Below are 24633 nucleotides of genomic sequence, written 5' to 3' on the forward strand. Positions count from 1 at the left end.
ATGATGATCAGCATTCTATTACTGACTGATTTATCAGCTATTATTGTAAGAGTTATCAATGTCATATTGGGTTAATGGCGTGGCATGTCGCCAAATCGATGCTTCCGATCGTGCCGTGCAATTTGGCGATGGTTGTTTTACGACGATCCACGTGTTTAATCACCAACCAAAAAATATTGACAATCATATTACACGTCTTGTGCAGGATAGTGCTCGCCTACAATTACCTCAGCCAGATTGGTCGCAATTAAAGGAACATATCCAACAAATTTGTCAGCAGCAGGCCAATGATGAATTTGTGATGAAAGTTATTATTAGCCGTGGTACTGGGGGAAGAGGCTATAGCTCAGTAGGATTTGAACAACCAACAGTCATTGTATCGGTTTCAGCATTCCCTCAACATTATCAGGCCATACAGCAAACAGGCGCTAATTTAATACTAAGTAAAGTGCCAATCAGTAAAAATCCGTATTTGGCGGGTATCAAACATCTTAATCGCTTAGAACAAGTTCTGATACGCCAAGAAATCGATGCAGTGCAAGCGGATGAGGCACTGGTTGTTGATATTGATGGAGTTTTAATTGAGTGCTGTAGTGCAAATATTTTTTGGCGAAAAGGTGATCAGGTATTTACGCCAAGTCTAGCCACCTCTGGGGTGAATGGATTAATGAGACAAAAGATTATAGCGCTGCTCAGCACAAGCCAGTACCATCTTCAAGAAGTCGAGCGTTTTCCAGATGTCTTGGGGTGTTGTGAAGAAGTTTTACTCTGTAACACATTAATGCCAATTTTACCTGTTGCCACTATCAATTTAGGTAAAGATAGATCTCAGTGGCAATATTCATCAAGGGAATTGTTTGAATATCTCTTTTTACGTTGCCAAATTTAGTCATTAAATGGTTGATGAATGAAACTAGCTAAAAAAATTTCGATGGCGGTGGTGGTTGTTCTCTTAATCTTAGGCGCGGTAGCTTACTTTATGTATCAGCAAGTTTTGAGCTATGCGAAAACACCACTCAATTTAACACAAGAAAAAATCTTTACTGTTCCAGCGGGAACGGGACGGGTAGCATTTGAAACTTTGTTAGTTGATGAGAAGGTAATTGACCCAAGTTATCAATTTCAATGGTTACTGAAATTACGTCCTGAGCTCGCTAAAATAAAAGCAGGAACCTACCGCTTGCAACCTGATATGGACGTTGAGCAAATGTTGGCATTGATTGCGAGTGGTAAAGAAGCACAATTCACTATTCGCTTTGTGGAAGGTAACCGTTTGTCTGACTGGACAAATACTTTACGCGATGCGCCGTATTTAAAGCATGAAGCGGAAGATAAAACGCAAACTGAGTTATATGCTTTTATTGGCTTTGAAGGCGATGGTGCACTTGAAGGGTGGCTATACCCTGATACTTATTTATATACTGCTGGCACACGCGATCTCGATATCTTAAAGCGCGCTCATCAGCAGATGAAAAAAAATGTTGATGAAATATGGCAAGGGCGGGATAAAGATCTGCCATATAAAAATGCCTATGAAATGTTAATCATGGCATCAATTATTGAAAAAGAAACAGGGGTAGATAGCGAGCGCAATCAAGTGGCTTCAGTATTTGTTAATCGCTTGAAGAAAAACATGCGTTTACAAACCGACCCAACAGTCATTTATGGTTTAGGTGATAAGTACCGAGGTAAAATTTATCGTAGTGATTTGGATAACTATACCCCATACAATACTTATCGAATTGATGGATTGCCACCAACGCCAATTGCGATGCCAAGTCTTGCGTCGATTAAAGCCGCAGCCCATCCAGCCAAAACGGATTATTTATACTTTGTCGCCAATGGAACCGGTGGGCATACTTTCAGCCATAGCCTGAATGACCACAACCGTGCGGTGAAAGTTTATCGACAAATTGAAAAGCAGAATGATAAGTAAAATGAAAAACGCCTATATTGTTATTGAAGGGTTAGAAGGTGCGGGAAAAACGACGGCGATTAACACCGTAGTAGAAACCTTAAACCACGCAGGTATTGACGATATTACCTTCACTCGTGAGCCCGGTGGTACACCATTAGCTGAAAAATTGCGTGAGCTCATCAAGCAGGGTATTTCAGGGGAAAAAGTGACAGATAAGGCAGAAGTTTTGATGCTATATGCTGCACGTGTTCAGCTAGTTGAAAATGTCATTAAACCTGCATTAGCTGCGGGTCACTGGGTGGTTGGTGATAGGCATGATTTGTCATCTCAAGCATATCAAGGTGGCGGGCGAGGTATTGATCGTCAATTAATGCAATCATTACGTGATTTAGTGCTGGGCGATTTTAAACCCCATTTGACGCTATATTTAGATCTCCCGCCTGAATTAGGGTTACAGCGTGCACGAGCTCGTGGTGAATTAGATAGAATAGAAAAAGAGTCATTATCATTTTTTGAACGAACTCGTGAACGCTATCTTGAATTAGCTGCTGCGGACGACACTATTCTCACTATTGATGCAAGCCAAACTATTGAACAAGTTCAGCAAGATATTCGCCAAACATTGCAAAAATGGTTGGCTAAATAAGGTGAAGGTATGAATTGGTACCCTTGGTTGAATGAAACGTATCGTCAATTGGTGACGTCCTATCAACAAGGCCGTGGGCACCATGCACTGTTATTACACTCTCTTCCGGGTAATGGTGCCGAAGCGCTATGTTATGGCATAAGTCGTTGGTTAATATGTCAAAATACGGATGGATTAAAAAGTTGTGGTAAATGCCACAGCTGTCAACTTATGTTAGCGGGTACACACCCTGATTATCATGTGTTAGAGCCAGAAAAAGGTAAAAATACTATCAGTGTGGAGGCGGTCAGGAAACTAACGGATATCTTGAGTAGCCATGCGCAGCAGGGCGGAGCCAAAGTGGCTTATATACCTCGTACCGAAGCATTAACCGATGCAGCTGCAAATGCGTTATTGAAAACACTCGAAGAACCAACCCCTCAGACTTACTTTTTGTTAGGGTGTGAAAAGCGAGAAAGCTTGCTCGCGACATTGCGTAGTCGTTGCTTATATACTTTTTTGTCACCACCTGAGTTACAAACGGCATGGTATTGGTTACAGAAACAGGTTGCGGGTCTTAACTATAATGACGCGTTAACGGCATTAAAATTATGCCAAGGCGCGCCGATTGCTGCAATGTCATTACTACAGCCTGAGCATTGGCAACAGCGTACAACCTTGTGCCACGCGTTAGCACATGCTTTGCAACAGGGGGATATGTTGTCATTATTGCCAGTGATGAATAATGATAAAGCACTTGAACAGATTGGCTGGGTACTAGGTTTGTTGAGTGATAGCATGAAACTACAACAACAGGCGGCGCAGTTCTGTTTAAATCAAGATCAGCTACCTCTTGCGAGTATCTTGGCATCTCGAATGTCAAAAGAGAAACTGTTTGATGTCTATGAAGCGTGGCAAAATTGTCGGCATCAGTTATTAACTGTGCCTGCGCTTAATCAAGAGTTACTATTAACTAATCAGTTATTACAATGGGAAGCATTGATTGCTCTCCCTACAGCATAAAAGAGTAAAATATGTTTGTTGTTGATTCACACTGCCATCTCGATTGCCTTGATTATGAAAAATTACATACAGGCGTTGATGATGTTATCGCAAAAGCATCGCAACGCGATGTCGGTTTTATGTTAGCTGTCGCAACGACACTACAGGGTTTTGACAGTATGAAAACCTTGATTGGTGAGCGACCTAATGTCGCATTCTCTTGTGGTATTCATCCGTTAAATTTGGATGAAGGTCATGATTTTGATCGTTTAGCGCAACTGGCTGCGGGTAAAGAAGTAGTTGCATTAGGTGAAACAGGTCTAGATTATTACTATCAAAAGGAAAATGCAGCTCTTCAACAAGAGTCATTTCGCCAACATATTCGTATTGGCCGTCAAGTGAACAAACCTGTTATTGTGCATACACGTGATGCACGAGCAGATACATTGGCTATTTTACGCGAAGAGAAAGTGACAGAATGCGGCGGAGTATTGCATTGTTTCACTGAAGATAAAGAAACAGCCATTGAACTACTCGATTTAGGTATGTATATCTCTTTTTCAGGTATTGTCACTTTCCGTAATGCAGAACAAATTCGTGAAGCGGCGAGGGTGGTTCCATTAGATCGGATCTTAGTTGAAACAGATTCACCTTATTTGGCTCCGGTTCCACATCGTGGAAAAGAAAATCAGCCTGCGTATGTGAGGGATGTGGCTGAATACATGGCTGTATTAAAAGGTGTGAGCGCCGAAGAAATGGCTCGCATTACCACTGAAAACTTTAATCGTTTATTCCATATGAATGTTGGTACGACGAAAGCGTAATTGTTTGTCACTATTAAAGGAATTTGCAATGGCAGAAGAAACTATTTTCAGTAAAATTATTCGACGCGAAATCCCTGCTGATATCGTTTATCAAGATGATCTGGTCACAGCATTTCGTGATATATCGCCACAAGCGCCTTCACATATTCTCATTATCCCAAACAAATTAATTCCAACAGTGAATGATGTGACTGTAGAAGATGAACTGGTTCTTGGACGACTGTTTACCGTTGCAGCTAAAATTGCTCAGCAAGAAGGCATTGATCAGAGTGGTTATCGCCTGATTATGAACTGTAATGAACACTCAGGCCAGGAAGTTTTCCATATCCATATGCATCTTGTTGGTGGGCGTCCACTGGGACCATTACTCGCAAAATAAGGTTAGACAATGAAAAGACCGTGGGCCGTTGTGACTCGTTGTTTAGTACTCAGTACCATACTTCTCTCACTGAGTGGTTGTATATGGGGGAAAAGAGACGGGTTAGTCTTTAATGAACAGCAAAGTGTTATTATGGAGCCTTCTGTTCTTGCCCATGGTGTCATTGTTGAACAACCTGTAGTGACTATTGATAACTACGCGACGGTTGCTAGGATCAATATGAGCAATAGTCAACCAAAGGCGGTAACGGTGATGTATCGGCTCTATTGGTATGATGATAAAGGGTTAAAAGTTGTCACTTCACATGATTTGCAGCAATTGATCCCCGCCAATTCGTCGATGAGCGTTAATGCACAAAGTACATCACCACTCGCTCGTAATGTACGTATTTATGTATTTTTACCGCAAGTGTCTGGAGAAAAATAATGAAACGGATCTTATTGGTTGCCGCCGCAGCCATGATATTGGCAGGGTGTCCTTCTTTTCATCCTGAAGGGCCACAAACACCGCCGCCAGTTATACCGATAGAACCAAGTGAACCTACTGAACCGGTCACACCACCGCCATCAGATAAGGTACCGACACCACCGAAGCAAAAAACAATAGATTGGTCTTCGGCTATTTCACCATTGATAAATCAGATGGTGGGGACGAGTGGTGTTGAGGGCGGTAAAGTCTTGTTAGTTGATTCTGTAAAAAATAATACGACAGGATCGTTTTCCGTACAAAATGCGACCGCTGCAATCGTAAAAGAGGTTGATGATAGCAACCATTTTAAAGTTGTACCGCAAGATGTGGCGAATGCAGCGCGTAAAACATTAGGCTTATCTCAAGAAGATAGTCTGGTGACACGAAGTAAAGCGATCGGCTTAGGCCGCTACGTACAAGCAGATTATGTGTTATATAGTGTTGTTTCTGGTTCAAGCAAACAACGCGATATTGAGATGCAATTAATGGCAGTACAGAGCGGTGAAATTCTCTGGTCAGGAAAAAACGATATTGAGTAATCGGCACTCTTTATTGGCTTTATTGGCGCGTTATTTCCCTGAAATTACAAGTAAAGATTGGGAAATAACGCCTTTAACAGGGCTATCAGGAGGCAGTTACCACCTACGTGCTATAGTCAAAATGCAACCTATTAATGTGATTGCACGAGCACAAGGTAAAACGCAATCTTCATTAATGGTTAATCGGCGCAAAGAAGCTCGTGTATTGCAGCAATTGCAGGGTTTTGTTCAAGCGCCAAGGCAATTGGCAAGAAATCGCGATTGGTTGTTGCTGTCATGGTGCGATGGGCAGCATCCAAGTCCGGAACAATTCTTAACGCCTCAGTTTCAATCGGCCTTGGCCGCAACTATTGCGAAATTACATACTCAGCCGTTACTGAGTTATCGTTTACAACTAAGAGATGAAATTGCTCATTACGGCTATCTGATCGATCGAAAAAGACAACAACCCCGTTGGCTGCGATTGCATCACTATTTTCTTTCCACACCCATGCCCAAAATGTTAAAACTCGCTCCTGCGCACATGGATATTCATCGTGGTAATATTTTGTGTGCGAATGATAAAAGTATCATGTTGTTAGATTGGGAATATGCCGCAAATACCGATATAGGGCTGTCTTTAGAAACCTATTTTCAAGCTAATCAACTGGATCAGAAGCAGCGTCAATTCTTTTTGTATCAATATGGCGCGCGCTGTGGTGCTTATACTGATGTGGCAACCTTAGCTCGCCATTGTGCTCGCTGGGAGCCTTGGGTGAAGTATATGATGCTGATGTGGTATGAAGTGCAATGGAATCAAAGCCAAAATCCTAATTTTTTGATAGGATCACAACCATTACGGCAATATTTCCATTTATCCAATTAATATGAATTGCCTGTGTAAGTGATAATTGCAAAACAGTTTAAATAGTGAGGCATGTATGGGTCCGATAATGCTAGATGTTCAGGGTTATGAGCTGGACAATGAAGAGCGTGAAATATTGGCACATCCGTTAGTTGGCGGGTTGATTTTATTCACTCGTAACTTTCATGATGCAGCACAATTAAGGGAGTTAGTTCGCCAAATTCGTGATGCATCGCGTCATCGCTTGCTGATTGCCGTTGACCAAGAAGGTGGTCGAGTTCAGCGTTTTCGCGATGGTTTTACCGCATTACCTTCAGCTCAAGCATTTGCTGCCCTAAATAACCAATCAGACGGCGCCCAGTTGGCAGAAGAAGCAGGTTGGTTAATGGCTTCTGAAATGATTTCGATGGATATTGATATTAGTTTCGCTCCAGTTCTGGATTTAGGCCATCAAAGTATTGCGATTGGTGAGCGTTCTTTCCATGAAGATCCTGAAATTGCGATGGTTATGGCAGAGCGTTTTATTAAAGGCATGCGTAGCGCAGGGATGAAGACGACAGGCAAACATTTTCCTGGGCATGGTGCGGTGAAAGCGGACTCACATAAAGAGACGCCACGTGACGACCGTGCATTGGAAACTATCCGTAAAAAAGATATGTCTATTTTTAGGGATTTTATTCAGCGTGATTTACTTGATGCTGTGATGCCTGCTCATGTAATTTATACACAGGCAGATGATCGTCCTGCGAGTGGTTCTCCTTTCTGGTTAAAATCGATTCTCCGTGAACAGTTAGGCTTTAATGGGGTCATTTTCTCTGATGATCTTTCGATGGAAGGTGCCGCAATTATGGGAAGCTACCCAGAGCGTGCAGCAGCATCGTTGTCGGCAGGTTGTGACATGGTACTAGTGTGTAATAATCGGACTGGTGCGGTCAGTGTTTTAGATAACTTACCTAAACAAACGGGCAGCTTAGCTTCATCACTATTCCATAGTGGTCGTCAATACAGCTTAAAAGAGCTGCAAGCAGCGCAGCGCTGGCAAGAAAGTCACAATAAGTTAGTAGACTTGCATCGTAAGTGGCAGGAACAGCGCTAGCCGATAATAAATAATATATCCGATTAAACGTAAACACCTGATAGTCAATTTATCAGGTGTTTTTCTATATTTATATTATATTCAAATAATTATATATCCTTTCATCCATTACTACACTTAAACTAAAACTTTCAGATTACAATAAGTAATTCTCATTATCAAATAGGTTGGTAATTACTTCGAATATTGATTAATATCAATCTATCGGAAGCTGACTCGTTTCGTGATAACAGTAATATGAGCAAAACATGTGATCGCTGTCATATTAATCAGTTAATTTGATATGCATCAATATTTGGTATGACCAAATAACCAAGCGTGGTATTCTGACGTGTCAATAAGGTTTTATCGGTGCTTATTAGTGTTATTTAAGTTTTTTATTTTCAAAAAAGCTTAAATAACATTAATTTATTTTGTAACGAGGAATACATGGCCTTATCTCAACCTAAGATTGTTATTGTGGGTGGCGGTGCGGGTGGCTTAGAGCTAGCAACACGGCTTGGTCGTAAGTTAGGGCGTAAAAAACGCGCTGAAATTACATTGGTTGACCGCAATCCTAGCCACTTATGGAAACCATTGTTGCATGAAGTTGCTACAGGTTCATTAGATGATGGGGTAGATGCACTGAGTTACCTTGCACACGCACGTCATAATGCATTTAATTTTCAATTGGGTTCTTTAACACAAATTGATCGTGATAATAAGAAAATTATTCTTGGTGAGCTGCGCGATAAAAATACAGAGCTATTGGTGCCTGAACGTGAAATTGATTATGACATTTTAGTGATGGCATTAGGCAGCACGTCAAATGATTTCGGAACACCTGGGGTTAAAGAACACTGTATTTTCTTAGATAATCCGCAGCAAGCGCATCGTTTCCATGATGAAATGCTCAACCTATTTTTACGTTATTCTGTACGTGATAACGCAGAAGAAAAAGTGAATATCGCCATTGTTGGTGCAGGAGCGACAGGGGTAGAGCTTTCCGCTGAGTTGTATAACGCAGTCGAGCAATTGACTAGTTATGGTTTTAAAGGGTTAGATACTGACGCGTTGAATGTGACCTTGGTTGAGGCTGGGGAACGTATTTTGCCTGCATTGCCTCCGCGTATTTCGAGTGCAGCCCACCAAGAGTTGAACAAATTAGGCGTTAAAGTATTGACGAAAACCATGGTTACTAGCGCTGATGATGAAGGGCTAAACACGAAAGACGGTGAGAAAATTCGTGCCGACCTGATGGTATGGGCTGCGGGTATCAAAGCACCTGATTTTATGAAAGATATCGCAGGGTTAGAAACCAATCGTATTAACCAATTGGTGGTTAAACCGACATTGCAAACCACGCTAGATGACACTATTTTTGCTATTGGTGACTGTGCTTCCTGTGCGAAACCAGAAGGCGGCTTTGTACCACCTCGTGCACAATCTGCACATCAAATGGCGAGCCGTTGCTATGATAATATTTTAGCGATGATGAAAGATAAGCCTCTCAAAGATTATGTTTATAAAGATCATGGTTCGTTAGTCTCTCTATCGCGTTTCAGCACGGTAGGTAGCTTAATGGGTAACCTAATGCGTGGTGATATGATGGTGGAAGGACGCATTGCCCGTTTTGTCTATATTTCGCTGTATCGCATGCACCAAATCGCACTTCATGGTTACATCAAGACAGGTTTAATGATGTTAGTTGGCAGTATTAACCGCATTATTCGACCGAAATTAAAGCTGCATTAAATTTTGAGTGTGAATATTTAAATTGATGAGTCCTCGCATTTAGCGGGGGCTTTTGAATTAAAAATATAACTAATAGTATTGAAATAATATGCTAATAATTATTTATTCACAGGATAATAATTGATTCAAATAAAAAATTAGCTTTGATTTATTTTATTTTAGCATGGTAAATGCTGCGAAATAAAAATGATTATTACAATGGTATATTTACTTAAAATATTGAGCTAGATCAATGAGTGAAGATGAATCTAACTGTGGCTTTATTGATTTAGTAACGGATATAACTAAGTTAAATTTACTCTAACTTGGTCTATATTAAGAAAAATCTAAAACTTTCATTTATATTGACAGTAGTTATCGAATTTTAAAAACGAATGGATACAATGAACATATATTCATCATACTCCAAGTTGCAAGGTTGCTGAACGGTGTTCATTCACGCTAATTGCACACTTAGGTATGCTCTTAGCGTTTTATATACTTGTTACCTAGCTGCACCTCGAATTATGTAGAGTATATTTTTTGTTTCTGTTTTTAATAAGGGCAAGCTATGAAGCTAAAATATAAGTTGCTATTAGCCGCTATGGTTATTTGCCTCATTATTATCACAGCAATTTTCATATCATCTTCATCACAGAAAAATAATAGGATAGCAACGGTACTTTCAACGGAGCCCATTAAATCGCATCGCTTAATCGAAACTGAAAATTGCTCAGTGATTGGCCTGCTAGAGGGCTTTAGCCAAGAGTACTTATCGCGTTACCATCCTGCGCAAAATGAATGCAAACTGTTTTTTCTAATTGAAACACTGCAAACGAATGGATTTCCACCACCGGTTGAAAAGAAATACCGTAACTGTGTGGTTACTCAGAAAGTTGAACAAATCGTGGTAGGGTATGATGTGGTGTATCGGATTGGTAATACCTTAGGTAAGGTACGAGCACCTTATGATCCAGGTTTATTTATTCCTCTTGATAGTGACGGTCGTTTAAAGCTAACCGCATCGAGTGGCCAGATGTGCGAAAACGCTCGCAACAATGTTGATGCATTAGTGCCTTTTTATTGTGTGAAATTAGATGAGCCTAATGGTAATTCACTGAATAAAGTGGTTGAGATCTATCCGGGCAAGAACACTTATGCCTATTTTGAATGATTGTGTAAATGTCCGTGAAATTTCAAGTGGTAATACTTTTCACTCATTGTTTAGTTGAATATCGAACTCTCTTTAGCAAAAGTAATCTCTAAAATTGCCCTCCAATAATTGGACAATCAATTACTGGGGGGCTGTTTTATGGGCTAATTAATCAAGTAAGTTATCAGAAAAATCACGTAGCAGTTGCTTGATAAAATCAATGCGCGTGACCCTGTCACTTAAATCAATTACAAACTTCAATTTCACTGGGCCATCAAGACGGAAGGTTTTAGGCTGGTTTTGTAATAAACTAATTAAGAAATTAGGTGAAACTTTGTTTTTCTCACTAAACTCGATAAACCCGCCTTGCTCATGTGCTTCAATACGTTTAATGCCTAGCTTTTCAGCTTCTAAACGGATAGCTGCGCTAGCAAGTAAAAATTTCCCTGCATCAGGTAACGTTCCAAAGCGATCAATTAATTCAATACGCAGTTCACTCAGTTCATCTTCATCACGGGCACTGGCAATGCGTTTATAAAATGACAGGCGAATATTTACATCATGAATGTATTCATCGGGGAGGAGAACTGGCATGCGTAGCTCAACTTCCGTCTGCTGGTTAATTAAATCCTCTAGTGAAGGTTCCCGTCCATCTTTTAGTGCATCGACGGCACTTTCAAGCAACTCCATATACAAGGTGAAGCCAATCGTGGTCATTTGCCCACTTTGATCTTCGCCAAGGAGTTCACCTGCACCACGAATTTCAAGATCATGAGTCGCAAGGGCAAAACCTGCACCTAAATCTTCCAGTGATGAAATCGCTTCCAGTCGTTTATGCGCATCGGTGGTCATCGCTTTCGGGTGTGGCGTGAGTAAGTAGGCGTAAGCTTGATGATGTGAACGACCGACACGACCACGCAATTGATGCAATTGTGCTAAACCAAAGTGGTCGGCACGCTCAATAATAATGGTATTGGCGGTTGGAATATCGATACCTGTTTCAATAATGGTGGTACAAATCAAAACATTGAAGCGTTGGTGATGAAAATCACTCATCACACGTTCAAGTTCACGCTCACGCATTTGCCCGTGACCAACAACAAAACGTGCTTCGGGTACTAATTCTTCAAGACGTTTTTTGGCTTTCTCAATATTTTCAACATCATTGTAAAGGTAATAAACTTGCCCACCACGCAAGGTTTCACGCAGAATCGCTTCTCTAACCACAAGATCATCATATTGGCGCACAAAGGTTTTTACCGCTAAGCGGCGAGCGGGGGGTGTGGCAATAATCGATAAATCACGCATACCACTCATCGCCATATTCAAGGTTCGTGGGATAGGTGTCGCCGTTAGGGTCAAGATATCAACATCTGCACGCATTGCTTTGATGCGTTCTTTATGGCGAACACCAAAACGATGCTCTTCATCGACAACGAGCAAGCCCAGATCATGCCACACCAAATCACTTTGCAGTAATTTATGAGTACCAATCAAAATATCGACTTTACCTTCGGCTGCTTCTGCAATGATTTGTTGTTGCTCTTTGGCGGTTTTAAAGCGTGACAGCATTTCAATTCTGACAGGCCAATTGGCGAAGCGATCACGGAAGTTATCATAATGCTGCTGGGCGAGTAGCGTGGTCGGTACTAATACCGCAACTTGCTTGTTATTATTGATAGCTAAGAAGGCTGCACGCATAGCGACTTCTGTTTTACCAAAGCCAACATCACCACAGACTAAACGATCCATCGCTATGGGTTGGCACATATCACTGAGTACTGCGTTGATAGCTTGCTCTTGGTCAGGAGTGGTTTCAAATGGGAAGCCTTGGCAGAACTCTTGATATTGCTCTTTATCATGTTTAAAGGCAAAACCAGGTTTTGCTGCGCGCTGAGCATAGATATCGAGTAGCTCAGCGGCGACATCACGCACTTTTTCGGCCGCTTTTTGACGTGCTTTGCCCCAACTGTCACTACCTAAACGATGTAGTGGCGCATTTTCGTCAGCGCCACCTGAATAGCGGCTAATTAGATGTAGTGATGAAACAGGGACATACAGTTTGTCATTCCCTGCGTAAGTTAATATTAAATACTCAGCTTTGATGCCACCTGCTTCGAGGGTTGTAAGACCCTGATAACGACCAACACCGTGTTCGATATGGACGACCGGTTGACCGGGGCGCAGTTCTGCAAGGTTACGGATCAGCGTATCTGTATTGATAGTACGGCGATGGTCACTGCGGCGACGGACAACACGTTCACCCAATAAATCGCTTTCACAAATTAACGCTTTATGTGGCTGAATAAAACCATGCTCAGCGGCTCCAACCATGATAGCAAAACGATTGTCTGTAGTATTAAAGTAATCATTAATAATATCAGGCCGAATTTTTAAACGGCCGAGCAATTCAGTCACCGTTTCACGACGTCCTTCACTCTCAACGGAGAAAATCACTGTACCTTCGAAATGCTCAATAAATTGGCGCAGTTTTTCAAGCGGTTGCTTGCTTTGCCCTTGAGTGCTGATATCGGGTAATGGCTGATAATCTAAGTTGGTATTGGCCGCTTTATCCGCCAATGTCTCAGTCGATAATTGTACACGCGGCCATTTTTTGAGGGCTTGATTAAGTTGTTCAACCGTTAGCCATAACTCAGCAGGGGGTAACAATGGTCGCATAGGATCGACACCACGGCTCTCAAAGCGTTGTTGTGTATCTATTTGAAAGCGTTTCGCGGCTTCTTGGTATTGTTGCGAGATAAATAACGTATTTTCTGGTAAATATTCGAACAATGAAGGTAATGGTTGGCTAAAAAATAACGGTTGCCAATATTCGATCCCCGTAGGTAAGGTCTTTTTACTGACTTGTTGATAAATGTGTTCAGGATCACGTCTGACTTCAAAACGTTCGCGCCATTGGCTACGAAAGCGTTCAATGGCGTCTTTGTCAGTAGGGAATTCATGTGCAGGGAGTAAATTAATACTAACCACTTCCTCAAGGGTTCTTTGGCTGTCGACATCGAAGGTCCGCAAACTATCAATTTCATCATCAAAGAAGTCAATACGGTAGGGTAATGAACTGCCCATTGGGAATAAATCTAATAATGCGCCTCGTGTAGCGTATTCACCGTGTTCTAAGACTTGTTCAACATGGCGATAACCCGCTTTGTCGAGTTCATCACGTAAATTATCGCGAGAAAGTTTATCGCCTTTTGCCATGACCAGCGCATGGCCGGTGAGAAACGCTGCGGGACAAACTTTTTGCATCAAGGTATTGACCGGTAAGATCAAAACCCCTTTTTGCATACTTGGTAAGCGATATAAGGTAGACAAACGCTGTGAAATAATTTCTTGATGAGGGGAAAAATTGTCATAAGGTAAGGTTTCCCAGTCAGAAAGCGTTTCGATTGGCAGTTTGGTAAACTGTTGGATTTCATCGCGTAGTCGTAAGGTATTTTGCATATCCCTTGTGACTAACACCACAGGACCTTGATGACGTTCCATCATCTGTGCACACTCAAGTGCACCCGCAGCCCCAATCAAGCATCCTAAATGGCGGACATCACCACCGCGAGTAGGGAGTTCGTAACGATATTTTGAAGACATAAAAATATTCGGTTTCTCAATGGATCAGTATGGTCAATAACCTGTTTTACCCCGTAAATTGTCTGAAAGTAAGACAAACAGGCCATGCCAATAAGAAAAAAAACCACAAAACCGGGGCCGGGTGGTTCCATTCATCATTCGTACCCTTTATTATCCCTGAACACTTCGCTTTGGCAACAGGGGCGTTACAGTTTTCATGTCTCAATCTGTCTCAATATTTATAGGTCTACGTTATATGCGTGGACGAGCAGCCGATAAATTCGGCCGTTTTGTATCCAGTTTATCAGCGATAGGTATCACGTTAGGGGTTGCAGCATTGATCACTGTGACCTCTGTCATGAATGGATTCGAACGTTCGCTACAAGATAGCATACTTGCTTATATGCCGCAGGCGGTTTTAACGTCGGCGTCAGGGCATATCGATCCCAAAAAATACCCCGTTACAGATCTTCAGCATCTCGAAGGGGTTAATCATATCGCCCCAATAGTGCAATCAGATGTTGTGCTGCAAAGCCGTTCGAATGTTGGCGTAGGTATGATGGTGGGTATTACCTCAGATGAGCGCTCACCACTTTTGGACAACTTGGTTAATGGCCAGCGTGCAGATTTGGTGGCGGGTCAATATCGTGTTTTTTTAGGCCAAAAACTCGCTGAAAATTTAGGATTAAAACGCGGTGATGAAGTACGCCTAATCATACCGGGTGTTAGTCAGTTGACCCCGATGGGACGCATTCCTAGTCAGCGGTTATTTACCGTTGCAGGGGTGTTCCAGACTAATGGTGAAGCGGATTCAAGTGAATTGATTGTGGCACAAAATGATGCCGCAAGAATGATGCGCTATCCACAAGGGGATATCACTGGCTGGCGGTTGTTTTTAGATCAACCTTTGAAAGTCGATGTTTTAAGCCAACAAACATTACCTGAAGGTTTGGTGTGGACTGATTGGCGTGAGCGTAAAGGGGAATTTTTCCAAGCCGTTAAAATGGAAAAAAACATGATGGGGCTATTATTAAGTCTGATTATTGCCGTTGCCGCTTTTAATATCATCACTTCGTTATCACTGCTAGTTATGGAAAAACAAGCTGAAGTCGCCATTTTAAAGACTTTAGGTCTTAAACGAGGGCGTATTTTAGCGATCTTTATGATCCAAGGTGCGGGGGCTGGGGTGATTGGCTCACTGGTTGGTGCATTGCTCGGTATCTTGCTATCCAGTCAATTGAACTTTTTGATGCCGCTATTCGGATTATTACCAAAAGGGGTTCAATTGCCTATTCAACTTGATTTTTCAGGTATTTTGATTATTGCGATATCCGCAATGCTAATTTCGCTGCTGGCAACGCTGTATCCTTCTTGGCGTGCTGCGGCTGTGCAACCTGCTGAGGCATTACGTTATGAATAAACAACCACTTCTTGTCTGTGAACATTTGAGTAAGGTCTATCAAGAAGGGGCGTTATCGACGCAAGTGTTAAACGATGTCTGCTTTTCGATTAATGAAGGTGAAATGATGGCCATTGTCGGAAGTTCAGGCTCCGGCAAAAGTACTTTACTTCATTTGTTAGGAGGGCTTGATACCCCTTCTGAGGGCGAAGTGATCTTCCGTGGTCAACATATTAACCGTTTATCATCTGATCAGCGTGCCGCTATTCGTAATAAAGATCTCGGTTTTATTTATCAATTTCACCATTTGCTGCCTGATTTTACCGCTCTGGAAAATGTCGCTATGCCATTGCTGATTGGTGGTATCAATAAAACGGATGCATTTAATCGAGCAACTAAAATGTTGGATGCGGTTGGGCTAGCACATCGTTCAGGTCATCGTCCTTCAGAACTTTCTGGTGGTGAACGTCAGCGTGTGGCGATTGCACGTGCACTGGTGAATGAACCTGCGTTGGTAATGGCTGATGAACCAACAGGTAACCTTGATTTGCGCAATGCAGATGCCATTTTTGAGTTGTTAGGCGAATTGAATAAGACCCAAGGCACGGCATTTCTTGTGGTCACTCATGACATGAAATTAGCGCATCGCTTGTCACGGCAACTTGAAATGCGAGATGGCCACTTACAGTCAGATATCACACTAGGGGCAGTGTAATGTCAGGATTGCCTTTAACTCTACTGACCGCGATACGTTTTAGCCGAGGACGCCGCCGTACAGGTATGGTTTCACTGGTTTCTATCGTATCGACATTGGGTATTGTACTGGGTGTTGCGGTATTGATTATCGGCTTAAGTGCAATGAATGGTTTTGAACGTGAGCTAGAAAACCGCGTGTTATCAGTGGTTCCTCATGGGCAAATATATGCAGTGAAAGCACCTTATCAAGACTGGCAGTATGCAGAGAAGGTGATTAGTAATACCCCTGGGGTGAAAGCTGTTAGCCCTTATGTTGGTTTTACTGGCTTACTGGAGCGTGGTGCAAATCTTAAAGCGATTCAAGTGATGGGGGTTTCTCCTGAAACCGAATCGGATGTGAGTGCATTACCTAAATTTGTGCTTGATGATGCATGGAAGGATTTTAAAGCAGGTAAACAATCAATTATCTTAGGCCAAGGGGTCGCAAATTCATTAAATGTGAAAGTGGGGGATTGGGTTACTATCATGATCCCAAATACCGACCCGAGTATGAAAATACAGCAACCCAAGCGGATCCGTGTTCAAGTAACGGGTATTTTCCGCCTAAGTGGCTTATTAGATCATCAATTGGCGCTGATCCCACTTGCCGATGCACAGCAATATTTAGATTATGGTGATGGCATTACAGGATTTGAAATCAAAGCCGATAATCCCTTTGAAGCCGATAAGGTGGTGTATGATGCAGGCCTGAAAACGATGCATCATGTGGTCGTGAAAAGTTGGATTGGTGATTATGGCTACATGTATAGCGATATTCAAATGGTTCGCAGTATCATGTATCTCGCCATGATCCTCGTCATCGGTGTCGCTTGTTTTAATATTGTTTCGACATTAGTGATGGCCGTGAAAGATAAAAGTAACGATATTGCGGTATTGCGTACTTTGGGCGCAAAAGATCGGCAAATTCGTGCGATTTTTCTCTGGTATGGTTTGTTGAGCGGTTTGGTGGGGTCATTAATTGGAGCAGTACTTGGAGTGGTTGTTTCACTCAATTTAACCACCATGATCAAAGGGCTGGAATATGTAATTGGTCATCCTATTTTATCGGGTGATGTTTATTTTATTGATTTTCTACCGTCGCAATTACATCCATTAGATGTGGTTTATGTTCTGCTCACTACTGTTATATTGAGTCTAATTGCTAGCTGGTATCCGGCGCGTCGTGCCAGTAAGTTAGATCCAGCACGTATTTTAAGCGGTCAATAATCTATCATTGGCTGAGCGGCTAAAACCCACTCAGCCTCTTTCTTTTATTTTGCATTCTGATGAGCTTGGTGGATTTGCTTATAGCTGCGCCTTTCAATTAATGTTTCAGTAAAACCATATTGTCTGGCGAGCAACATCATTTGCTGCTTCAATTCAGGTAATTGCGATTTTTCATCAGTCATGATGGCGAATTCAGCAAACCAACCAATATCCGCTAAATGGTCAATAGTAATATGCGCTTCACCTAGAAAGTAAATACTGCGTGTTTTCGTTGTGGTGAGATGACATTGATAACCTAAAGTGGTAAGCATGCTCTTAACATGATTGCAATCGTCAATATCAATGGCTTTACACTCAGATGTCGCAGGGCCTTTGACTATCCAGAGTTTGATCCCTGATGGCGACATTTCACGAACTGACATACTGATACCTTGCTGAGCTAGAGGGGTGTTTGGATTATCAAAAAAATAGTCTGTCTCAGTATTATTTTCAGTAAAGATTTCTGCACCATCAGCCATAATCTGTTGCAAAAATTGCTGATGGTTTAATAACTTAAATTTGATTTCTGCTTCATATTTGCCAACGAAATGATTACTCATGGCTTATCCTAGTGCTCAGTGAATTAGCGGCTATTTATGGCATGTTGGCTAGGTTTATCCACACCGGTCGGAGTGTCGTCAATGTTCCTAGCGCTTTGGCCTCATTGTACCTTGAATTATTTAGGGAGCATTTTCGCTTAAAAGAGGGGGTAATGTAGGTGTTTAAGTGCGTTAACCTCGCTTGGTTACGTCAATTTCGCGACCAAGCGAGTATGATTATTTGGTTTTTTTCATGATAGATTGATCTAAATAACCCATCACAAATGCTGACAAAACAAAGGTTAAGTGAATGATCACATACCACATTAATTTATTGTCAGGGACATTTTGTGAATTCATGAATATTTTCAATAGATGGATTGACGAAATGGCGACGATAGACGCTGCAACTTTATTTTTTAACGATGTTGCATCCATTTTACCTAACCAACCTAACTTTTCGCTGCTATCGGGGATATTAAGCTGAGAAACAAAGTTTTCATAGCCTGAGAACATCACCATGACGAGTAAGCCACCGACGAGTGCCATATCTATCAGTGACAATAAAATCAGTATCAAATCTGCTTCTGGGATCGAAAAAATATTGGGGAGCACATGCCAAAGCTCTTGGAAGAACTTGATTGACAGGGCAAGTAACGTTAAAGAAAGGCCAAAATAGATAGGAGCAAGTAACCAACGTGATGCATACATGGCTCTTTCAAAGAATTTTTCCATACAAACCTTTTAGATGTATTAATCAGACAGTGTGGGTTAGTGCTATTTTAGCTTGTCTTTATTCGAACTTCGATAATTAAGAGTATATTTTTGTCGGAGTTGTGTGAAATATTTGTTAAGTCTACTTCCTCACAAATTTTAATGTTATTGGTTGTGTTATGTTAACATTCCAATTAGCGTTATATATTCATCATACTTCAGGTTGCAGCGTTGTTGACGACATCTATTTGCACTCGTCACATAGCTATCTCAGCTCTCAGCGACTTATTCATTTATCGCCTAGCTGCATCTTGAATTGTTTGGAGTATAAGCAGGTATTTTTAAAAGGTTTTTGGCATAAAGGAAGTGTATCGATGTTGCGATTTCGTCATAGATTAAAGAAATTTAAAAAAATTAAAACATTACGCCGTCAAAGATTTCGCAACCGTTCTTTTTACAGTGAAAATAGAATGTTTAATATGAAAAATGTGAAAGTGGTTGTATTAACAGGAGCTGGAATTTCCGCAGAATCAGGGATCAAAACATTTCGTTCCACTGATGGTTTATGGGAAGAACACCGTGTTGAAGATGTTGCAACACCAGAGGGGTTTGCTCGAGATCCTCAATTAGTGCAAAGCTTTTACAATGAGCGCCGTCGTCAGCTACAGCAAGACAGTATTAAGCCTAACTCTGCACATTATGCCTTAGCACAATTAGAAGACTTGTTGGGAGATAATTTCTTACTTGTCACTCAAAATATAGATAACTTACACGAACGAGCGGGTAGTAAGCGTATTATTCATATGCATGGTGAACTATTAAAAGTACGCTGTAGTTGGTCTAATCAGGTTGTGGAATGGAAAGGTGACTTATCAGTAACGGAACGCTGTCATTGTTGTCAATTTCCTCAGCCGCTAAGACCACATATTGTTTGGTTTGGTGAAATGCCAATCGGTATGGATCAAATTTATCAGGCGATAGAAGGCGCCACGATTTTTATTGCGATTGGAACCTCTGGACACGTTTATCCTGCGGCAGGTTTTGTGCATGAGGCGAAACTCAACGGTGCTCATACGGTTGAATTAAACTTAGAGCCGAGTCAGGTAGAAAGTGAGTTTGATGAAAAACACTATGGCCTCGCCAGTAAAGTCGTGGTTGATTATATCAACCACTTAATTACCGAGCTGAGTATGACGAGTGATAGCCATTAGATGTGGGTTATACTCTAAATTATTTGAGATGCAGTCAACAACCCTGCATCTTGAAGTATGACGAGTATATTACACATTTTTATCCAGCATTGCGGGCATGGTGATCTCTTTGACACAGCTTGCATGGCTGGTACTTAAAATAAATTTGACCGCATTTAATACATCTTGTAGTGGGATCAACGAACCTTCTGTATGTGAAATAACCTCATCTACAGGCACAGATAATGGGTATTCAGTGGCTAAATAACCTAAGTTCAGCACTGAAATACCTATTTGATCTTGACGTAAAGTCTCTCGAAGTGATTGCGCAATACCGCGTAAAGCATATTTAGAGGCAGAAAATGCAACTTCATGGCCATTATGGTTATCTAGCCCCCACGTCGAGCCGATTAAAATGATTTTACTATTGGTTCCTCGACGCAGATTCGGTAGCATCGCTTTTAGATGCAATATACAAGCACTGATATTGGTTTGGATCATCGTCAATATTTCAGTATCTGTTGTCGTTTCAAAGTGATATTCGTCGCTAAACGCATGTTTTTCCCAGATGCCAACGTTGTAGATCAAGCAATCGATGGGCACGTCTTGCAAGCTCCGTTTAACCACTTCTGCGGAGCTTGCTTCGGACAAATCAGTTTGGATCCAGTGAAAACGATCACTAACAAATGGAGGGCATGAGCGTGATACCCCATAGAGAGTATCTTGTTTACTCGGTATGCCTTCTACCAGAGCCTTACCGAGCCCTTTACTAACGCCATAAACTAAAAAGTTCTTTGCCATTATTTTTCTCTGCTATTTTAATTATTTTACGTTGAATTAATTGAAGCGGCAGTATACCTGAATAGAAGCTATAACCTGTTGATTTTTAGTGGCATGCTGTTCATACGTTAAGTTGCCGACTTGTACACACCAATACAGATAAAATGTCATTAGTGTAAACTCATTTATGGTTAAAAAAGCAATGAGTAATAAATTAAACAAATGACTAATAAAATAGAGAGTATTTACTTTAATGTAAATTTAATGAATGTTAGTGCTATATTAAAAGTTTTTCCTTTATAGATTAATATTAATCTCTTTGGTTTAAAAGGTTTTATATTTTGTTCTATTATAGAGGAAAAAATTCTTATACAAATTAGTGTCTGGCTAATAACAAATAATTATTTCTTTCTCATTGGCTAACTCGCTAAATATTAATGATGATTAGTTATTTATAGCGAGATTGATATGAAAATTCTGATTATTTCAGGTAGCCCAACGTTGCGATCGCGTTCATCTGCCTTACTCGATTATGCACAGCAATGGTTAAGTCAATATGATTGGGAAATCTATCGGGTGAGTGTGAGTGAATTCGATGCAAATGTATTAGTGAAAGCAGAATATCAGCACTCTCAGATACAAGCATTTATTCAAAGAGTTAAACAAGCAGATGGTATTATTATTGCTTCACCCGTTTATCAATCATCTTACAGTGGTGTATTAAAATCGGTGATTGATTTATTGCCACAAGGTGCATTTGCCAATAAAACCGTATTACCTATTATGTCTGGTGGTAGTGAATGTCACCGATTAGCTTTAGATTATGCGCTGAAACCTTTATTAGTGACGCTAAAAACAGAGGAAATTATTAGTGGTATATATATCAGTGATAATCAGTCTCACTATTCAGAGATTAATAAGAAATATATATTTTCTAATGAAGTTATCGAACGTATAAATAATAACTTACATAATTTTTATCAATCACTGTATAAAAATAAAATTCAAGTTGAAAACTTTACAATAAAAGCTAAGCCACACTCGATTATTGAATTGAGAGGATAAAAATGAATTATCAACGTAATATAATTTTGAGTTGGTTAGTACCACTCGGTTTACTGGTAATTTGGCAATTTTCTGTGAGTACAGGTTGGCTATCAAATCGGATATTACCAGAACCCTTGCAGGTAATGCATGCAGGTTGGGGATTAATAAAAAGTGGTGAGTTATGGACAAATATGGCTGTCAGTACTTTGCGTGCCTCGATAGGTTTTATAATAGGCGGAACAATAGGGCTTATTTTAGGGTTGATTACAGGATTATCGCGTTTGGGTGAAACCTTATTAGATAGCTCAATACAGATGATCCGCAATATTCCACATTTGGCACTTATCCCGCTGGTTATTTTATGGTTTGGTATTGATGAGCGAGCAAAAATATTTCTTGTTGCATTAGGGACTTTTTTTCCTATCTATCTAAATACATTACATGGCATAAAACATCTTGATCGCGGTTTGATTGAAATGGCGAGAAGTTACGGATTAAGTGGGTACCAACTATTTCATCACGTTATTTTTCCTGGTGCATTACCATCAATATTAGTCGGTATTCGTTTCTCACTTGGGTTGATGTGGTTGACACTGATTGTCGCTGAAACAATTTCTGCAAATGCAGGGATTGGTTATTTAGCCATGAATGCGCGCGAGTTCCTGAGAACCGATATCGTGGTATTCACCATTATTGTCTATGCCTTACTCGGTAAAACGGCAGATTGGCTAACTTATTTATTAGAGGTTGTCCTACTGCGTTGGCATCCCGCTTGGCAGAAAAAAGAGGTCACTGCATCATGACAACTGACGTAAATGCAGGGATCACTGTAAATATTAATCGTCTCACTCATCGGTTTGGGTCAAATGAAGTACTCAAATCACTTAGCCTGACTATTCCTTCAGGGCAGTTTGTCACCATTGTTGGGCACAGTGGTTGTGGCAAAAGTTCCTTATTACGGTTAATTGCTAATCTCGATTTACCAACATCAGGGGAAATCACAGCTGAAAAGCTATCGCTAAGCGATTTTTACCGTAATACACGCATGATGTTTCAAGAGCCACGATTACTGCCATGGAAAAAAGTCATTGATAACGTTGGGCTAGGATTAACAGGAAAGTGGACTAATCAGGCGTTAGAGGCTTTGGATGCGGTCGGGTTAGCTGATAAAGCCAACGAATGGCCAGCCACGTTATCAGGGGGGCAGAAACAGCGAGTCGCATTAGCAAGAGCCCTGATCCACCAGCCACGCTTGTTATTACTCGATGAGCCGTTAGGAGCACTTGATGCATTGACTCGCATCGAAATGCAGCAACTGATTATTAAGTTATGGCAACAGCACCAATTTACTATTGTGCTTGTGACACATGATGTGCACGAGGCGGTATTTACCTCTGAACGGGTGTTGATGTTAAAGGATGGCGGGGTGTATTTCGATTTACAGGTTAATGAAGAGTATCCCAGAGCCTTGACTAACCCTCGTTTGGGCGCGCTCGAAGCGAAAGTATTGAATGCACTCACTGAATTTGAACATTATGACGTTCAAGCTCCGGTAATTATTGAATAAATAGGAATCTATATGACAAAACAGCAAGATTTACAGTTATTTTGGTTTTTACCAACGCATGGAGAAGGGCGCTATTTAGGGACGCAAAAAGGTGGACGTTCAGTAACATTGCCTTATTTACAGCAAATTGCTATTGCGGCGGACAGTCTAGGTTTTCATGGTGTTTTGATCCCAACAGGAAAAAGCTGTGAAGACTCATGGTTAATAGCAGCAGCATTAGTTTCGGTAACTAAGCAATTACGCTTTTTAGTGGCAGTTAGGCCAGGGCTGCAACCCCCATCACTTGCTGCTCGAATGGCATCTACCTTGGATAGGCTATCTGATGGGCGGTTATTAGTGAATGTTGTCACTGGTGGTGATCCAACAGAAAACAAAGGTGATGGAATATTCCTCGAACATTCAGAACGCTATGAAGTCACAGAGGAATTTTTAGAAGTATACAAACGCCTGATCCGTGGCGAACAGCAGGTAAATTATCAGGGAAAACATATTCATGTTGAAAATGCAGGATTACTGTTTCCGCCAGTACAACCATTTGGACCACCCCTGTATTTTGGCGGTTCATCTCCTGCTGCTTTAACGGTTGCAGCCAAGCACATAGATGCCTATTTGACGTGGGGAGAGCCCGTTGCTGATGTGGCTGAAAAAATTGCAGCCGTACAGCAACTTGCTGATGAAAGGGGAAATCACTTGGAGTTTGGTATTCGTTTACATGTCATTGTTCGTGAAACCGAACAAGAAGCGATCGATGCAGCGAATAAACTGATTTCGCATCTTGATGATGAAACAATTGCCCAAGCTCAGTCCATTTTTGCTCGTATGGATTCTGCGGGTCAGGCTCGCATGCAAGCACTTCATAATGGCTCTAAAGATAATTTATTTATTGCGCCTAATTTGTGGGCAGGTATTGGTTTAGTTCGTGGTGGCGCAGGGACCGCTTTAGTGGGTTCTCCTGAACAAGTTGCAGAGCGGATCAGAGAATATCAGGCATTAGGCATTAGCAAGTTTATTTTTTCGGGCTACCCACATTTAGAGGAAGCACATCGTTTTGCAGAGTTAGTCATGCCTTTATTGGGAGAACAAAAAGGGGTCTCATTGCCGAGATCAGGTTTCAATACTGGGCCATTTGGCGAAACGATCGCAAATGATTTAAGGCCAAAGCAGGTAAGCGCTAGCTAGATAGTAAGTGATTTGCTGCACATTTAAATGACCCATGAATAAGCACACAAGATGACATTTTATTTCTTAGT

Annotated in this window: 24 protein-coding genes; 20 read left to right on the plus strand and 4 right to left on the minus strand. The window is 41.2% G+C overall.

Going from position 1 to position 24633, the window contains the following annotated elements:
• Positions 1 to 58: 58 nt before the first annotated feature.
• The 12 genes from pabC to umoD all read left to right on the plus strand — a co-directional run bounded on the left by pabC (position 59) and on the right by umoD (position 10582).
• Positions 59 to 889 carry an aminodeoxychorismate lyase gene (gene pabC, locus JI723_RS08825; RefSeq protein ID WP_272580024.1) on the plus strand — a complete coding sequence of 277 codons (831 nt, stop codon included), beginning with the start codon at positions 59 to 61 and terminating at the stop codon, positions 887 to 889.
• An 18-nt stretch (positions 890 to 907) separates the two neighbouring features.
• Entirely contained in the window at positions 908 to 1936 is a 1029-nt protein-coding gene (gene mltG / locus JI723_RS08830) for an endolytic transglycosylase MltG (protein ID WP_272580025.1), read from the plus strand.
• 1 nt (position 1937) lies between these two features.
• On the plus strand, positions 1938 to 2564 hold the full coding sequence (gene tmk, locus JI723_RS08835; protein ID WP_319066511.1) for a dTMP kinase: 627 nt from the start codon (positions 1938 to 1940) through the stop codon (positions 2562 to 2564).
• 9 nt (positions 2565 to 2573) lie between these two features.
• A complete protein-coding gene (holB, locus tag JI723_RS08840) occupies positions 2574 to 3566 on the plus strand; it encodes a DNA polymerase III subunit delta' (protein ID WP_070927130.1) in 993 nt (330 codons plus the stop codon).
• Between the two features lie 11 nt (positions 3567 to 3577).
• Positions 3578 to 4369, plus strand: coding sequence for a metal-dependent hydrolase (locus tag JI723_RS08845; protein WP_272580028.1), 792 nt, complete (start codon positions 3578 to 3580; stop codon positions 4367 to 4369).
• Between the two features lie 28 nt (positions 4370 to 4397).
• Complete coding sequence (hinT, locus tag JI723_RS08850) at positions 4398 to 4748, plus strand: purine nucleoside phosphoramidase (protein ID WP_070927126.1); 351 nt, start codon at positions 4398 to 4400, stop codon at positions 4746 to 4748.
• A gap of 9 nt (positions 4749 to 4757) precedes the next feature.
• Entirely contained in the window at positions 4758 to 5174 is a 417-nt protein-coding gene (locus JI723_RS08855; protein ID WP_272580029.1) for a YcfL family putative periplasmic lipoprotein, read from the plus strand.
• The gene (gene lpoB / locus JI723_RS08860; RefSeq protein WP_272580030.1) at positions 5174 to 5755 is read left to right on the plus strand and encodes a penicillin-binding protein activator LpoB; all 582 of its coding nucleotides are present in this window, start codon (positions 5174 to 5176) and stop codon (positions 5753 to 5755) included. Before JI723_RS08855 ends, lpoB begins: the two co-directional genes overlap by 1 nt.
• Complete coding sequence (locus JI723_RS08865) at positions 5748 to 6620, plus strand: phosphotransferase (RefSeq protein WP_272580031.1); 873 nt, start codon at positions 5748 to 5750, stop codon at positions 6618 to 6620. Before lpoB ends, JI723_RS08865 begins: the two co-directional genes overlap by 8 nt.
• A gap of 55 nt (positions 6621 to 6675) precedes the next feature.
• Positions 6676 to 7695, plus strand: coding sequence for a beta-N-acetylhexosaminidase (gene nagZ / locus JI723_RS08870; RefSeq protein ID WP_070927119.1), 1020 nt, complete (start codon positions 6676 to 6678; stop codon positions 7693 to 7695).
• Positions 7696 to 8124: 429 nt separating this feature from the next.
• Entirely contained in the window at positions 8125 to 9429 is a 1305-nt protein-coding gene (locus JI723_RS08875) for an NAD(P)/FAD-dependent oxidoreductase (RefSeq protein WP_070927116.1), read from the plus strand.
• A 550-nt stretch (positions 9430 to 9979) separates the two neighbouring features.
• Positions 9980 to 10582, plus strand: a complete 603-nt coding sequence (gene umoD, locus JI723_RS08880; RefSeq protein WP_272580032.1) for a UmoD family flagellar biogenesis regulator — start codon at positions 9980 to 9982, stop codon at positions 10580 to 10582.
• Between the two features lie 147 nt (positions 10583 to 10729).
• On the opposite strand, the gene mfd is transcribed toward umoD, so the two are convergent.
• On the minus strand, positions 10730 to 14167 hold the full coding sequence (gene mfd / locus JI723_RS08885; protein ID WP_337979930.1) for a transcription-repair coupling factor: 3438 nt from the start codon (positions 14165 to 14167) through the stop codon (positions 10730 to 10732).
• A 196-nt stretch (positions 14168 to 14363) separates the two neighbouring features.
• On the opposite strand from mfd, the gene lolC reads away from it, so the two are divergent.
• Genes lolC through lolE form a run of 3 tightly spaced genes read left to right on the plus strand, consistent with a single transcriptional unit; the run spans position 14364 to position 17507 of the window.
• Positions 14364 to 15566 (plus strand): lipoprotein-releasing ABC transporter permease subunit LolC, encoded by a 1203-nt coding sequence (lolC, locus tag JI723_RS08890; RefSeq protein WP_070927112.1) that lies wholly within the window; start codon positions 14364 to 14366, stop codon positions 15564 to 15566.
• Positions 15559 to 16260, plus strand: a complete 702-nt coding sequence (lolD, locus tag JI723_RS08895) for a lipoprotein-releasing ABC transporter ATP-binding protein LolD (RefSeq protein ID WP_070927110.1) — start codon at positions 15559 to 15561, stop codon at positions 16258 to 16260. The genes lolC and lolD overlap by 8 nt, the downstream gene beginning before the upstream one ends.
• Positions 16260 to 17507 carry a lipoprotein-releasing ABC transporter permease subunit LolE gene (lolE, locus tag JI723_RS08900; RefSeq protein ID WP_070927109.1) on the plus strand — a complete coding sequence of 416 codons (1248 nt, stop codon included), beginning with the start codon at positions 16260 to 16262 and terminating at the stop codon, positions 17505 to 17507. Before lolD ends, lolE begins: the two co-directional genes overlap by 1 nt.
• Positions 17508 to 17551: 44 nt before the next feature.
• Here lolE and JI723_RS08905 read toward each other — a convergent pair whose 3' ends face one another.
• Both JI723_RS08905 and JI723_RS08910 read right to left on the minus strand, forming a co-directional pair.
• Positions 17552 to 18106, minus strand: coding sequence for a class IV adenylate cyclase (locus tag JI723_RS08905; RefSeq protein ID WP_272580034.1), 555 nt, complete (start codon positions 18104 to 18106; stop codon positions 17552 to 17554).
• Positions 18107 to 18322: 216 nt separating this feature from the next.
• A complete protein-coding gene (locus JI723_RS08910; RefSeq protein WP_070927107.1) occupies positions 18323 to 18820 on the minus strand; it encodes a TIGR00645 family protein in 498 nt (165 codons plus the stop codon).
• A 356-nt stretch (positions 18821 to 19176) separates the two neighbouring features.
• Between JI723_RS08910 and cobB the strand changes: the two genes are divergently transcribed.
• Positions 19177 to 20010, plus strand: a complete 834-nt coding sequence (gene cobB / locus JI723_RS08915; RefSeq protein ID WP_140186042.1) for a Sir2 family NAD+-dependent deacetylase — start codon at positions 19177 to 19179, stop codon at positions 20008 to 20010.
• A gap of 69 nt (positions 20011 to 20079) precedes the next feature.
• Here cobB and JI723_RS08920 read toward each other — a convergent pair whose 3' ends face one another.
• Positions 20080 to 20790, minus strand: a complete 711-nt coding sequence (locus JI723_RS08920; protein ID WP_272580035.1) for an SDR family NAD(P)-dependent oxidoreductase — start codon at positions 20788 to 20790, stop codon at positions 20080 to 20082.
• A gap of 447 nt (positions 20791 to 21237) precedes the next feature.
• Between JI723_RS08920 and ssuE the strand changes: the two genes are divergently transcribed.
• Genes ssuE through ssuD form a run of 4 tightly spaced genes read left to right on the plus strand, consistent with a single transcriptional unit; the run spans position 21238 to position 24562 of the window.
• Entirely contained in the window at positions 21238 to 21834 is a 597-nt protein-coding gene (gene ssuE, locus JI723_RS08925; protein WP_319066499.1) for an NADPH-dependent FMN reductase, read from the plus strand.
• Between the two features lie 2 nt (positions 21835 to 21836).
• Positions 21837 to 22619, plus strand: a complete 783-nt coding sequence (gene ssuC, locus JI723_RS08930; RefSeq protein WP_319066497.1) for an aliphatic sulfonate ABC transporter permease SsuC — start codon at positions 21837 to 21839, stop codon at positions 22617 to 22619.
• Entirely contained in the window at positions 22613 to 23383 is a 771-nt protein-coding gene (locus JI723_RS08935) for an ATP-binding cassette domain-containing protein (protein WP_337979963.1), read from the plus strand. The genes ssuC and JI723_RS08935 overlap by 7 nt, the downstream gene beginning before the upstream one ends.
• A gap of 12 nt (positions 23384 to 23395) precedes the next feature.
• Complete coding sequence (gene ssuD, locus JI723_RS08940) at positions 23396 to 24562, plus strand: FMNH2-dependent alkanesulfonate monooxygenase (RefSeq protein ID WP_319066493.1); 1167 nt, start codon at positions 23396 to 23398, stop codon at positions 24560 to 24562.
• Positions 24563 to 24633 lie beyond the last annotated feature (71 nt).

Source organism: Providencia manganoxydans (genome assembly GCF_016618195.1).
Classification (GTDB): Bacteria; Pseudomonadota; Gammaproteobacteria; order Enterobacterales; family Enterobacteriaceae; genus Providencia; species Providencia manganoxydans.